Below are 13,502 nucleotides of genomic sequence, written 5' to 3' on the forward strand. Positions count from 1 at the left end.
TGCTCACGTTGGGTCAGCGAGCGTGCGCCGGACGTATCAGAATGCCTGGTCTAGTGGCCGGATCGTGACCTGAGTAACCCCGGACGGGGTATCTACAACGGTTATGGTCGGCGACCACACCGTGAGATGTGCGGATTGTCCAAGGGGTGTTTGATGGTCCACTCAGTAACGGCTCGCCGCCGTTGGGTTGCCGCGATCGGCTTCCTCAGCGTCAGCGCGCTCGCCCTGTCAGGTTGCGCGCAATCCCAGCGCGACTCCGGCGGTGGCGGCAAGGAAGGCGGGACGCTGACCTTCGGCGCCGCCGGCGCGCCGAAGCTCTTCGACCCGTTCTACGCGACTGACGGCGAGACCTTCCGGGTTTCCCGCCAGATGTTCGAGGGTCTGGTCGGGTTCAAGCCGGGTACCGCCGAGGTGGAGCCCGCGCTGGCGACCAAGTACGAGCCCTCCGCGGACGGCAAGACGTGGACGTTCACCCTCAAGGAGGGCGTGAAGTTCCACGACGGCACCGCGTTCAACGCCGAGGCCGTGTGCTTCAACTTCGAGCGCTGGTACAACCAGAAGGGCGCCGGCCAGTCCGACGCCGTCTCCCAGTACTGGCTCGACAACTTCGGCGGGTTCAAGGACACGCCGGACAAGCCCTCGCTCTACAAGTCCTGCACGGCCAAGGACGCCAAGACCGCGGTCATCGAGCTGAACGAGGTCACCTCGCAGTTCCCGTCGGTCCTCGGCTTCACGTCGTTCTCCATCTCCAGCCCCGAGGCGCTGAAGAAGTACGACGCCGACAACGTCCAGGCCGCCGGTGACGCGTTCACCTACCCGGCTTACGCGAACGAGCACCCGACCGGCACGGGCCCGTTCAAGTTCAGCAAGTACGACAAGGCCAACAACACCGTCGAGCTCGTCCGCAACGACGACTACGCCGGCACCAAGGCCAAGCTGGACAAGATCGTCTTCAAGATCATCCCGGACGAGACCGCCCGCAAGCAGGCGCTCAAGGCCGGCGACATCGACGGTTACGACCTGCCGAACGCGGCGGACTGGGCCGGCTTGAAGTCCGACGGCTTCAACGTGGCGATCCGCCCGGCGTTCAACGTGTTCTACCTGGGCATCAACCAGAAGAACAACCCGAAGCTCGCCGACCTCAAGGTCCGTCAGGCCCTGCAGTACGCGATCAACCGCGAGCAGCTCGTCAAGTCGCAGCTGCCCGAGGGCGCCAAGGTCGCGACGCAGTTCATGCCGGACACCGTGAACGGCTACAACAAGTCGCTCACCGCGGTGAAGTACGACCCGGAGAAGGCGAAGTCGCTGCTGGCCGAGGCCGGCGCGTCCGACCTGACGCTGAAGGCGTACTGGCCGTCCGAGGTCACGCGTCCGTACATGCCGTCCCCGAAGGACCTGTGGGGCGCCATCGCCGGCGACCTGCAGAAGGCCGGCATCAAGCTGGACGTCGTCACCAAGCCGTGGAACGGCGGTTACCTGACCGACGTCGACAACAGCATCCCGGACCTGTTCCTGCTCGGCTGGACCGGTGACAACGGCACCGCGCACAACTGGGTCGGCACGTTCTTCGGCCGCACCGACAACCGCTTCAACACCGGTGTGTCGCCGTGGGGCAAGACCCTCGCGGACGCTCTGGCCAAGGCCAACTCCGAGCCGGACGAGGCCAAGCGCACCACGCAGTACGAAGAGATCAACAAGAAGATCATGGACGAGTACCTGCCCGCGATCCCGATCTCGCACTCCCCGCCCGCTCTGGTGTTCAAGTCGGACATCAAGGGTGTCGTTCCCAGCCCGTTGACCGACGAGAAGTTCGGCCCGGCCTCCAAGGGCTGAGCAGAACCGGCTCCCACCACAAGAGAACATACGGGGTAGCTCACAGTGCTCCGCTACACCATTCGACGGCTGATCCAGCTGGTCGGCGTGGTGCTGGTGCTCTCGCTGCTGCTCTTCGCGTGGTTGCGCGTGCTCCCAGGAGGGCCGGTCTCGGCCCTCCTGGGAGACCGCTCTACGCCGGAGAAGGCGGCGGAGCTCACCAAGCAGCTCGGCCTCGACCAACCGATCTTCGTCCAGTACTTCAAGTTCCTCGGTCGCGCGGCGACCGGGGACTTCGGCGTTTCCACCGGCGTCCAGCCCGGTGACTCCGCGCTCGACATCTTCCTGCAGCGGTTCCCCGCGACGCTCGAGCTGAGCTTCTTCGCGATCCTCATCGCGATCGCGATCGGTGTTCCGCTCGGGTACCTCGCGGCCAAGCGCCGCGGCAGCTGGTTCGACAACCTCAGCGTCGTCGGCTCGCTCATCGGTGTCGCCGTCCCGGTCTTCTTCCTCGCCTACGTGCTCAAGGGCGTCGCGTCGTCCTCGCTCGGCCTGCCCTCCAGCGGTCGCCAGGACGCCATCGACGCCACGCGCGTGACGGGGTTCTTCACCCTGGACGGACTGATCACCGGTGAGATCGACGCGACGCTGAACGCGCTGGAACACCTGATCCTGCCCGCGATCGCGCTGGCCACGATCCCGTTCGCGGTGATCTTCCGGATCACCCGCGCGGCCGTCCTCGACGTGCTCGACGAGGACTTCGTGCGCACCGCCGAGTCGAAGGGCCTCACCGCACCGGTGATCCGCCGCCGGCACGTGCTGCGCAACGCGATGCTGCCGGTCGTCACGACGATCGGTCTGCAGACGGGCGCGCTGCTCTCCGGCGCGGTGCTCACCGAGAAGGTGTTCTCCTTCGCCGGTGTCGGCGAGGCGCTCGCCATCGGGTTCGAGAGACGCGACTACCCGGTGCTGCTGTTGCTGATCATCATGGCGACCATCGTCTACGTCGTGGTCAACCTGCTGGTCGACCTGTCGTACGCGCTCATCGACCCGCGCATCAGGACGAGGTGAGCGACGTGGTTCTCGGACTTTCCGCGAAGAAGGAAAAGATCGACGCGACCGCCGGCGTCTCGCTGGCCGCGAGCGCGTGGAAGCGGCTGCGGCGCAGCCCGGTGTTCCTCACCGGCGCGGTGATCATCGGCATCTTCGTCGCGATCTCGCTGCTCTCCCCGTGGCTCGCCCCGCACGACCCGGCGAACCCGATGCTGATCGACCAGGTCGTGAAGGCGCGCAACGAGATCCCGCCGTCGCAGCCGGGTCACCCGCTCGGCGGCGACCTGCAGGGCCGCGACTTCCTGTCCCGTCTGCTGGTCGGCTCGCAGCAGACGCTGATCGTCGGCGTGGGTGCCACGATCATCGGCCTCACCGGCGGCCTGATCCTGGGCACGCTCGCGGGCGCGCTCGGCGGCTGGGTCGACTCGGTCGTCATGCGCATCGTCGACGTCATGCTCTCGCTGCCGTCGCTGCTGCTCGCGTTCTCGATCGCGGCCATGTTCGCGCGGCCCAGCCAGTTCACGGTGATCCTCGCGGTCTCGATCGTGCAGATCCCGGTGTTCGCGCGGTTGCTCAGAGGCTCGATGCTGGCGCAACGGCACAGCGACCACGTGCTGGCGGCGACCGCGCTCGGCGTGAAGAAGGGCGCGATCGTGTTCCGGCACATGCTGCCGAACTCGCTCGGTCCCGTGATCGTCCAGTCCACGCTGGTGCTGGCCACCGCGATCATCGAGGCGGCGGCGCTGTCGTTCCTCGGTCTCGGCAACCCGGACGACCGGGTGCCGGAGTGGGGCCAGATGCTCGGTGACGTGCAGAAGGTGTTCGACACCCACCCGCACCTCGCCGCGTGGCCCGCGATCTGCATCATCATCGTCGCGCTCGGCTTCACGCTGATGGGTGAGACCCTGCGCGAGGCCCTCGACCCGAAGAACAGGCGGTGAGTCGTCGTGGCACTGCTCGAAGTTCGTGACCTCTCCGTCGTGTTCCAGCGCAAGGGCGAGGAACCGTTCCGCGCGGTCGACGGCGTCAGCTTCGACGTCGAGCCCGGCCAGACGGTCGGTCTCGTCGGCGAGTCCGGCTGCGGCAAGTCCGTGACATCGTTGGCGATCATGGGTCTGCTGCCCAAGCGCGGCGCCACGGTCACCGGCACCGTCTCCTACGACGGCGTGGACCTGCTGAAGCTGTCGGACAAGGAGATGCGCGACCGTCGCGGCCGCGATCTCGGCATGGTCTTCCAGGACCCGCTGTCCTCGCTCAACCCCGTCGTCCCGATCGGCCTGCAGGTCACCGAGGTGCTCGAACGGCACCGCGGCCTGGCCCGCAAGGAAGCCATGATCGAGGCGAAGGACCTGCTCGACAAGGTCGGCATCCCCGACCCGAACCGCCGGCTCAAGGAGTACCCGCACCAGCTCTCCGGCGGCATGCGGCAGCGCGCGCTCATCGCGATCGCGCTGGCGTGCCGGCCGAAGCTGCTGATCGCGGACGAGCCGACGACGGCGCTGGACGTGACCATCCAGGCCCAGATCCTCACGCTGATGAAGGAACTGGTGCAGGACCTCGGCACCGCGCTCGTGATGATCACCCACGACCTGGGTGTCGTCGCGGGCCTGTGCGACGAGGTCAACGTGCTGTACGGCGGCAAGGTGGTCGAGAAGGCGTTGCGGCACAAGCTCTTCGCCGAGCCGCGCCACCCGTACACGCACGGCCTGCTCGCGTCCATCCCGCGGCTCGACGCCCCGCGCGGCGAGAAGCTGACGCCGATCAAGGGGTCCGTCGCGGACAACATCCCGTGGACGAGCGCCTGCGCGTTCGCCCCGCGGTGCCCGAACGCGCTGGACGTCTGCCGTGCGGAGACGCCGGCCGAGGAGGACCAGCTCGGCCGTCTGCTGCGCTGCCACAACCCGGTGGTGCCGGGAACTCCCGCCGCCGAGGAGGTGCCGGTATGAGCGAGACCCTGGTTTCCGTCCAGGACATGAAGGTGCACTTCCCGATCAAGCGGGGGGTGTTCTTCGACCGGACTGTCGGCCACGTCTACGCGGTCGACGGCGTCGACCTGGAGATCAAGCGCGGCGAGACGTACGGCCTGGTCGGCGAGTCGGGCTGCGGCAAGTCCACCCTCGGGCGGGCGATGCTGCGGCTCAACGAGCCCACCGACGGCAAGATGATCTTCGACGGGCAGGACTTCTCGACCCTGAAGGGCGAGGAGCTGCGCAAGATGCGGCGCCGGATCCAGATGGTGTTCCAGGACCCGCTGTCGTCGCTCGACCCGCGCCAGTCCGTGGAGTCGATCCTGGTCGAAGGCCTGCGGGCGCACGACCTGGACAAGGGCAAGGAGGAGACCGGCAAGCGCTTGCGCGAGCTGCTCTCCGCCGTGGGCCTGCCGACGTCGGCGCTGCGCAAGTACCCGCACGAGTTCTCCGGCGGTCAGCGCCAGCGCATCGGCATCGCCCGTGCCCTGGCGCTCAACCCGGACCTGATCGTCGCCGACGAGCCGGTCTCCGCGCTCGACGTGTCGGTGCAGGCCCAGGTCGTGAACCTGCTGGAGGAGCTCCAGGAGCAGTTCGGCCTGACCTACCTGGTGATCGCCCACGACCTCGCGGTCGTGAAGCACATCTCCGACCGGGTCGGCGTGATGTACCTCGGCGGCCTGGTCGAGGAGGCCACCGCGGAGGACCTCTACGCCGAGCCGCTGCACCCGTACACGCGGGCGCTGCTGTCGGCGATCCCGGTGCCCGACCCCGAGGTCGAGGACCGGCGCGAACGGATCCTGCTCGCGGGTGACCTCCCGTCGCCCGCGAACCCGCCGAGCGGCTGCCGGTTCCACACCCGGTGCCCGTGGCGGCAGGCCACCAAGTGCGACACGGAACGCCCCGTCCTGCGGGAGCTCAAGCCGGGTCACAAGGTGGCGTGCCACTGGGCGGAGCAGATCCAGTCCGGCGAGCTCCAGCCGCACGAGGTGAAGCCGATCCTGATCGAGGAGGGCGACGGCCTGTCGCCCGACGTCCCGCTCGTGGGACCGGCCTCGGTCACCGAGGCGCTGAACCCGTAGGCGTTCTGGACGGGGCCACCTTTCGAGGTGGCCCCGTTCGTTTCTCCAGGTCGTTCTGGTGCGCTGGGCAGCATGGACAGTCGAGGCTCGATCCTGTTGAGAGCAGCGGAGATCGCCTCGGTCGACGGCCTGGAGGGCGTCACGATCGGGCGGCTCGCGATCGAGCTCGGCATGAGCAAGAGCGGCGTGTTCTCGCACTTCGGTGCGAAGGAGGAGCTGCAGATCTCGACGGTGCACGCGGCGGCGGAGATCTTCGCGCGCGAGGTCGTGGTCCCCGGTGGCTCCGTCCTGGACCTGGCCGACCGCTGGCTCGACTACTCGAAGCGCCGCGTGTTCCCCGGCGGCTGCTTCTTCGTCGTGACCCGCTCGGAGTTCGCCGCCCGCCCCGGCCGCGTGCGCGACGCGTTGATGCTCTTCACCCTGCGCTGGTTCACCCTGCTGGAACGCCTGTGCGGCGACGCGCAGCTGGCGTTCGAGGTGGACGCCCTGCTATCCGCCGCCGACCGGTTCGCCGTGCTCTACGACGACGCCTCGGCGTACGAGAGAGTGCGGTTGGCATTGCGCGCACGGATGGCCATGCCGACCGGGATGGAGATGAGCGTGGCCACGCCGAACGACAACAGCATCGCCAGCCAGGCCTCGTCCACGATCTGACCGCCGATGTACCCGACGGTGGCGGGGTAGAGACTCCACAACGCCGACCCGACCGCCGCCACCGGCACGAACCGCTTGAGCGGCCACTTCAACGCCCCGGCCAGCAGCGCCCCGACAATGCCCCCGGCCGGCAGGAACCGAGCCGCGATGAGGATCGTCTCGCCCTTCGACGCGAGCTGGTCGGCCGTCCACACGACCATGGCCCGAGCCTTGGCGTTCTTGTTCACCTTGTCGAGCGCCTTCATCCCCATCCGGCGCCCCGCGGTGAAGTTGATCATGTCCGCCACCAGGCAGCCGGCGGCGGCGACGAGCACCACCAGGTAGAGCGGAACCTCACCGGCCGCGGCCAGGACACCGGCGCCGATGAGCACTGCCTCCGTCGGTGCCAGTGGCACGACGGCGACCAGGAACAGCACTACGAGGCTGGCTGTGGTGCTCATGATCGGTGAACGTACGTGACCGAGATGAACAATCCCGACCAGGGGGTTTCTTCAGCGCAACCACAGGTACGGGGTTCGGTCGGGTGCGTGGCGCGAGAGAGATGGGGGTCGCGTGGGGGTGAGAGGGGGCTGTGCGCGAGAGGCGTGACGTGCGCAGGGGGTGCGGCGTGCGCGAGGGGTGCGGCGTGCGCGAGAAGCGTGGCGTGCGCGAGAGGGGTGGCGTGAGTGGAGAGGGGTGGCGTGCGCGAGACGGTCGCGGAATGGCGGGAGGGTGGCGCGAGAGAGATGGCGCCGCGTGTGGGGTGAGAGGCCGCCGGCTGCGAGAGACGTGGCGTGCGCGAGAGGTGTGGCGTGCGCGAGAGGTGTGGCGTGCGCGAGAGGTGCGGCGTGCGCGAGAGGCGTGCGTGCGCGAGAGGCGTGGCGTGCGTCAGAGACGGGGCCTCGAGAGAGACTGCGCCCGCAAGAGAGACCGTGCGCGCAAGAGAGACGGCGTGCGCGAGAGAGAGACCGTGTGCGAGAGAGACCGTGTGCGTCACACAAGTGGCGTCCGCGAGAGACGCGGCGCCCGCGACCGAGGCCGTTGCCCGAGATAGGCCGTGTGCGTCACAAGAGCGACGCCGCGAGAGAGACGCCATCCTCAACCCCCGCGGCGCGCGCCTGAGCCGGCCATCCACCAGCCACGCGATCGCGCCCACCCCACCGCCCACTGTCCAAAAGGGCACAACCTCTCCTCCGTGAACCGGGATTTCCCGGTACGCCGTTGACCCGTCCGTCCACCGGTCGCTACCGTCCGAAGTCAATTGGAAAGCTTCTTTACCAATCCTTCGAGCCGCCGCCCGCGCCCAGGAGGACGAAGTGATCAGAAAGCGAACCCGGACCGGTACAGCGGTAGCCCTGCTCGCCCTGGTCGTGCCGCAGGTCGCGGCATCGGGCACGGCCAACGCCGCCGACTCCCTGCTCTCCTCGAACAAGCCCACCACCGTGTCGTCCGTCGAGGCCGAGACGTTCGGCGGCGCCAACGCGGTGGACGGCGACCCGGCCACGCGCTGGGCGAGCCTCGAAGGCGTCGACCCGCAGTGGATCGCCGTCGACCTGGGCGCGAACGCCACGATCTCCAAGGTCAAGCTCGACTGGGAGGCCGCGTACGCCTCCGAGTACAAGATCCAGACGTCGGGCGACGGGTCGTCGTGGACCACGAAGAAGACCCTGACCGGCCAGGACGGTGGCGTCGACGAGACGGCGCTGACCGCCACCGGCCGGTACGTGCGGATCTACGGCACCAAGCGCGGCACGGCCTACGGGTACTCGCTGTTCGGCCTGGAGGTCTGGGGCAGTAGCGCGAACGGCGACACCGCGGCGCCGACCGCGCCGTCCGGGCTGGCGAGCACCGGGGCCACGTCGAGCGCGGTCAGTCTGCAGTGGACGGCGGCGACCGACGACGTCGGCGTGACCGGGTACGAGGTGCTCCGGAACGGCAGCGTCGTCGGTACGCCGAAAACGACCACGTTCACCGACACCGGGCTCGCGTCCGGCACGCAGTTCACCTACACCGTCCGCGCCCGTGACGCGGCCGGCAACCTCAGCGCGGCGAGCAACGCGGTGCAGGTGACCACCTTGCCTGCGGCGCCCGGCGATGCGATCACCGTCGTCGTCGCGGGCGATATCGCGTCGTTGACCAACACCGAGCACTACGAGACCGCGAAGCTCATCGACCAGATCAGGCCGAACCACATCCTCACGGTCGGCGACAACCAGTACGACAGCGGCACGCTCGCGGAGTTCAAGGCCCACTACGACAAGTCGTGGGGCAGGTACAAGAGCATCACCCATCCCGCGACGGGCAACCACGAGTGGGAAGACGGCCTCAACGGCTACAAGTCGTACTTCGGCGCCCAGGCCTACCCGCAGGGCAAGCCGTACTACAGCTGGGAAGCCGGCGAGTTCCACTTCGTCTCGTTCGACTCGAACACGCTGTACGAGAAGGGCAGCGACGCGACGCAGCTGAGCTGGCTCAAGGCCGACCTGGCCGCGAACACCAAGGCGTGCGTCGTCGGCTACTGGCACCACCCGCGGTTCAACTCCGGCCAGTACGGCGACAAGTCCGTGATGGCGCCGCTGTGGAACGCCTTCGCCGACGCCAAGGCCGACCTCGTGTTCAACGGGCACGACCACCACTACGAGCGGCTCAAGCCGTTGGGCAAGAGCGGTTCGGTCGACGAGGCCAACGGGCTGCGGATGGCGATCGTCGGCATCGGCGGTGACTACCTCTACGACGAGGTGAAGCCGCGCACGGGTGTGGAGAAGTGGTTCGCGGACAGCCACGGCGTCCTGAAGCTCACCCTGTCGGGCCGGTCCTACTCGTGGGAGGTCATCGACACGGCGGGCAAGGTCCGCGACCAGGCCGGTCCCTACAACTGTCGTTGATCCGGAGGCCGTCGTGTACATCGCAACCGCAAGGCAGGCCCCGGCAGCGGGCGGCACCGGCAGGATCGCGGGCAACGTGCTCGCGCTGGGCGCGGTGTCGCTGCTCACGGACGTGTCGTCCGAGATGGTCACCGCGATCCTGCCGCTCTACCTGGTGCTGGGACTGGGGTTCTCCCCGTTGCAGTTCGGTGTGCTCGACGGCGTCTACACCGGCGTGACGGCACTGGTTCGCGTTGCCGGCGGTCATGCGGCGGACCGTTGGCAGCGCCGCAAGCTCGTGGCCGGGCTCGGGTACGGGATCTCGGCGCTGGGCAAGCTCGGCCTGCTCGCCGCCGGGACCTCCGCCACCGCGATGGGGCTCGTGCTGGCGGGGGACCGGACCGGCAAGGGCCTGCGCACGGCGCCGAGGGACGCGCTGATCACGTTGAGCAGCGAGCCCTTGGCGCTCGGACGCGCCTTCGGTGTTCACCGCGCCATGGACACCGTGGGCGCGTTCCTCGGTCCGCTGGCCGCGTTCTGTCTCTTGTGGACGATGCCCGCCCGTTACGACGTGGTGTTCGTCGTGAGCTTCTGCTTCGCGGCGTTGGGTTTCCTGGTGCTGGTGCTGTTCGTGCGCGACCACCGGGACGTGCTGCCGCGCGTCGCGGTGTCGCTGCGGTCGGCGTTCGGGCTGCTGCGGTCCAGGCCGTTCCGGCGGGTCTGCCTGGTCGCGGGCGGGCTCGGGTTCCTGACCCTGGGCGACGGGTTCGTCTACCTGCTGCTGCAGAAGAAGCTCGACGTCGAGGTCGCCTACATCGCGTTGCTGCCCCTCGGCACGGCCGGCGTGTACCTGCTCGCCGCCGTGCCGCTGGGGTCGCTGGCCGACCGGCTCGGGCGGTGGCGGGTGTTCCTCGCCGGGCACATCGCCTTGTTCGGTGCGTACGCGTTGCTCGTCGGAGCGTCCGGGATCTCTTTGCTCGTAGGAGTTCTGGTGCTGCACGGCGTGTTCTACGCGTGCACGGACGGCGTGCTGACGGCCGTCGCCGGGCCGTTGATGCCCGACGAACTGCGCACTTCCGGCCTGGCCCTGCTCCAGACCGGGCAGGTGCTGGCTCGTGCGTGTTCATCGGTGCTGTTCGGGGCGTTGTGGACGTGGTTCGCGTGGTGAGGGCTTTGGTCGTCGTGCTCGCGGTGGTCGTGCTAGGTGCGGGGGCCACCGCCTATGCGCTGCGGTCGCCGGACTCCGTGGCGGTCGCAGTCGAACAGGGGCCAGTCGAGCTGACCGCCGGGAAGTTGCTGTTCCTGGACGAGGCGAGCGGCAAGGTCGCGTCGGTGCCGCTGTCGGACCCGACCGGACCACGACGCGTGAGCTCGTTGTCCTGCAAGCGTTTCTACACGGCAGCGCGGCAGGGCCTGTGTCTCGCGGAGGGGTCCGGTCCGTTGCCGGGGTCGGTGGCGCAGTTCGTCGACCAAGGGCTGGCCGAACGGCGGCGCGTCGAGGTGGCGGGCGTGCCGAACCGCGCGAAGCTGTCGGCGGACGGGCGGATGGCGTCGTGGACGACGTTCGTGACCGGCGACTCGTACGCGCAGACCGGCGCGTTCTCGACCCGCACGGCGATCTTCGACCGGCAGACCGAGGTGTACTCCAGCAACGTCGAGGGCACGCGGGTCGAGGGCATGAAGATGACCAACGACCAGAACTTCTGGGGCGTTACGTTCACCTCGGACGACCGCACGTACTACGCGACGTTCAGCGCTGCCGGGAAGACGTACCTGATCCGCGGGGACGCGGCGGACGAGTCGGCGAAACCGTTGCGGGAGAACGTGGAGTGCCCGTCGCTCTCCCCGGACGGCACGCGGCTGGCGTTCAAGAAGCGCGTGCCCGGCGACGGCGCGCGGCCGTGGCGCGAGCACGTGCTGGACCTGACCACGATGGTGGAGACACCGCTGGCCGAGACCCGCGGGATCGACGACCAGGTCGTGTGGCTCGACGACGACACCATCGCCTACGGCCTGCCGGGCGAGGGGATCTGGGCCGTGCAGGCGAACGGGGAGGGCGCGCCGCGGCAACTGGTGCCGCACGCGTCCTCCCCGTCGGTCGTCCTCTAGCGGTTGGCGCGGTTGATCGCGCTCACGATCGCGCGGAACGACGCCGCGACCGTGCTCGAGTCGATGCCGACGCCCCACAGCACCCGGTCGCCCACGGCGCACTCGACGTAGGCGGCGGCCCGGGCGTCGTCACCGGCGGACAGCGCGTGCTCGGCGTAGTCCAGCACCCGCACGTCGTAGCCGATGGACGCGAGCGCGTCGACGAACGCGGCGATCGGACCGTTGCCGGAACCCGTGATCTCCTGCTGGTCGCCGTCGATCAGCAGCGTCGCGGTGATCTCCTCGCGCCCGCTGCCGTCCGAGGTCGCGCGGTGCTTCAGCAGGTACAGCGGCACCCGGCCGTGCAGGTACTCGTCCGCGAAGGCGTCCCACATCTCCTTCGGGCCGATCTCGCCGCCCTGCGTGTCGGTGACCTCCTGGATCACCTTCGAGAACTCGATCTGCAGGCGCCGCGGCAGGTCGAGGTGGTGCTCCTGCTTCATCAGGTACGCCACGCCACCCTTGCCGGACTGCGAGTTGACCCGGATGACGGCCTCGTAGTTGCGGCCGACGTCCTTCGGGTCGATCGGCAGGTACGGGACCTCCCACGGGAAGTCGTCGACGTGCTGGCCCGCGTCCTTGGCGTCGGCCTCGAGCGCCTCGAAGCCCTTCTTGATGGCGTCCTGGTGCGAGCCGGAGAACGCCGTGAAGACCAGGTCGCCGCCGTACGGGTGCCGCTCGGGCACGGGCAGCTGGTTGCAGTACTCGACCGTGCGGCGGATCTCGTCGATGTCGCTGAAGTCGATCTGCGGGTCGATGCCCTGGCTGAACATGTTCATGGCCAGCGTGACCAGGCAGACGTTGCCGGTCCGCTCGCCGTTGCCGAACAGGCACCCCTCGATCCGGTCGGCGCCGGCCAGGTAGCCCAGCTCCGCCGCCGCGACCCCCGTGCCGCGGTCGTTGTGCGGGTGCAGGCTCAGGATGATCGAGTCGCGCTGGGCGAGGTTGCGCGACATCCACTCGATCGAGTCCGCGTAGACGTTCGGCGTCGCCATCTCCACCGTGGCCGGCAGGTTGATGATCAGCGGCTTCTCCGGCGTCGGCCGGATGATCTCGGTGACCGCGTTGCATACCTCCAGCGCGTACGTGAGCTCGGTGCCCGTGTACGACTCGGGGGAGTACTCGTAGCGGAAGTCGGTCTCCGGGTAGCCGGCCTCCTGGGCCTTCGCGAACTTCGCGGCGTCCGTGGCGATCTTCTTGATGCCGTCGCGGTCGGAGCGGAAGACGACGCGGCGCTGCAGGATCGACGTCGAGTTGTAGAAGTGGACGATCGCCTTGTTCGCGCCGCGCAGGGACTCGAACGTCCTCGCGATCAGCTCCTCACGGCACTGGGTCAGGACCTGGATCGTCACGTCGTCCGGGATCGCGCCGTCCTCGATGATCTCGCGGACGAAGTCGAAGTCGGTCTGGGACGCGGCCGGGAACCCGACCTCGATCTCCTTGAAGCCCATCCTGACCAGCAGGTCGAACATCTTGCGCTTGCGCGCGGGGGACATCGGGTCGATCAGCGCCTGGTTGCCGTCGCGCAGGTCGACCGCGCACCACGCGGGAGCCTTGGTCGCCGTCCTGGTCGGCCACGTGCGGTCCGGTACGTCGATCTTCTCGACGACCTCGTGGAACGGGCGGTAGCGGTGGAACGGCATGCTGCTGCCGAGCTGCGTGTTCCAGCCCGGCTGCTCGTCCGGCGCCGGACGGGAGGGCTTGCGGATGCGGCTGGTGCCAGAGGTGTAGGCGTCTGGGGAGGTCATCTGTCCTGCTCCGGGTCGTTGTGGGAGACGACCGGCGGCAACGCTGAGTCCCGCGACGGGGGGCCGGTCTGATCAGACCCCGTCACGGCAGCGAAGCAGAAGGGAACGCCACACGTCGGACAGAGTAGTCACACTTTCGTCCGGGATGGAACCGAGGGACCGGATCGTGGGACTTGTAGGGGGCCGGGTTAGGGG

At 68.6% G+C, this 13,502-nt stretch carries 9 protein-coding genes and 2 pseudogenes; 9 read left to right on the forward strand and 2 right to left on the reverse strand.

What is annotated here, in order from left to right; translation table 11 throughout:
* Positions 1–153 precede the first annotated feature (153 nt).
* From ACFWV3_RS28535 to ACFWV3_RS28560, 6 genes are all read left to right on the forward strand, one after another.
* A complete protein-coding gene (locus ACFWV3_RS28535) occupies positions 154–1,833 on the forward strand; it encodes an ABC transporter substrate-binding protein (protein WP_382415465.1) in 1,680 nt (559 codons plus the stop codon).
* Between the two features lie 45 nt (positions 1,834–1,878).
* A complete protein-coding gene (locus tag ACFWV3_RS28540; RefSeq protein ID WP_382415467.1) occupies positions 1,879–2,883 on the forward strand; it encodes an ABC transporter permease in 1,005 nt (334 codons plus the stop codon).
* Positions 2,884–2,888: 5 nt separating this feature from the next.
* A complete protein-coding gene (locus tag ACFWV3_RS28545; RefSeq protein WP_382415469.1) occupies positions 2,889–3,806 on the forward strand; it encodes an ABC transporter permease in 918 nt (305 codons plus the stop codon).
* 6 nt (positions 3,807–3,812) lie between these two features.
* Positions 3,813–4,811 (forward strand): ABC transporter ATP-binding protein, encoded by a 999-nt coding sequence (locus ACFWV3_RS28550; protein WP_382415471.1) that lies wholly within the window; start codon positions 3,813–3,815, stop codon positions 4,809–4,811.
* Positions 4,808–5,914 carry an ABC transporter ATP-binding protein gene (locus tag ACFWV3_RS28555; protein ID WP_382415473.1) on the forward strand — a complete coding sequence of 369 codons (1,107 nt, stop codon included), beginning with the start codon at positions 4,808–4,810 and terminating at the stop codon, positions 5,912–5,914. The genes ACFWV3_RS28550 and ACFWV3_RS28555 overlap by 4 nt, the downstream gene beginning before the upstream one ends.
* Before the next feature lie 72 nt (positions 5,915–5,986).
* On the forward strand, positions 5,987–6,568 hold the full coding sequence (locus ACFWV3_RS28560) for a TetR/AcrR family transcriptional regulator (RefSeq protein ID WP_382415475.1): 582 nt from the start codon (positions 5,987–5,989) through the stop codon (positions 6,566–6,568).
* Between the two features lie 20 nt (positions 6,569–6,588).
* Here ACFWV3_RS28560 and ACFWV3_RS28565 read toward each other — a convergent pair.
* Positions 6,589–7,008: pseudogene (locus tag ACFWV3_RS28565) on the reverse strand (DedA family protein); the annotation flags it as partial.
* 855 nt (positions 7,009–7,863) lie between these two features.
* Here ACFWV3_RS28565 and ACFWV3_RS28570 point away from each other — a divergent pair.
* The 3 genes and pseudogenes from ACFWV3_RS28570 (at position 7,864) to ACFWV3_RS28580 (ending at position 11,520) form a co-directional block, all read left to right on the forward strand.
* On the forward strand, positions 7,864–9,432 hold the full coding sequence (locus tag ACFWV3_RS28570; protein WP_382415477.1) for a discoidin domain-containing protein: 1,569 nt from the start codon (positions 7,864–7,866) through the stop codon (positions 9,430–9,432).
* Positions 9,433–9,445: 13 nt separating this feature from the next.
* Positions 9,446–10,650 (forward strand): annotated as a pseudogene (locus ACFWV3_RS28575) (MFS transporter); the annotation flags it as partial.
* Positions 10,651–10,656: 6 nt separating this feature from the next.
* Positions 10,657–11,520 carry a hypothetical protein gene (locus ACFWV3_RS28580; RefSeq protein ID WP_382415751.1) on the forward strand — a complete coding sequence of 288 codons (864 nt, stop codon included), beginning with the start codon at positions 10,657–10,659 and terminating at the stop codon, positions 11,518–11,520.
* Here ACFWV3_RS28580 and leuA read toward each other — a convergent pair.
* Positions 11,517–13,307 carry a 2-isopropylmalate synthase gene (gene leuA, locus ACFWV3_RS28585; RefSeq protein WP_382415479.1) on the reverse strand — a complete coding sequence of 597 codons (1,791 nt, stop codon included), beginning with the start codon at positions 13,305–13,307 and terminating at the stop codon, positions 11,517–11,519. The genes ACFWV3_RS28580 and leuA overlap by 4 nt on opposite strands.
* Between the last annotated feature and the right edge of the window lie 195 nt (positions 13,308–13,502).

Origin of the sequence: Lentzea sp. NPDC059081, from assembly GCF_042738015.1 — a bacterium.
Taxonomy (GTDB): domain Bacteria; phylum Actinomycetota; class Actinomycetes; order Mycobacteriales; family Pseudonocardiaceae; genus Lentzea.

Bases quoted from the DNA above. Each gene is read 5' to 3' on its own strand.
- ACFWV3_RS28535 (WP_382415465.1), top strand. From the start codon at position 154: ATGGTCCACTCAGTAACGGCTCGCCGCCGTTGGGTTGCCGCGATCGGC.
- ACFWV3_RS28555 (WP_382415473.1), top strand. From the start codon at position 4,808: ATGAGCGAGACCCTGGTTTCCGTCCAGGACATGAAGGTGCACTTCCCG.
- leuA (WP_382415479.1), bottom strand. From the start codon at position 13,307: ATGACCTCCCCAGACGCCTACACCTCTGGCACCAGCCGCATCCGCAAG.
- ACFWV3_RS28560 (WP_382415475.1), top strand. From the start codon at position 5,987: ATGGACAGTCGAGGCTCGATCCTGTTGAGAGCAGCGGAGATCGCCTCG.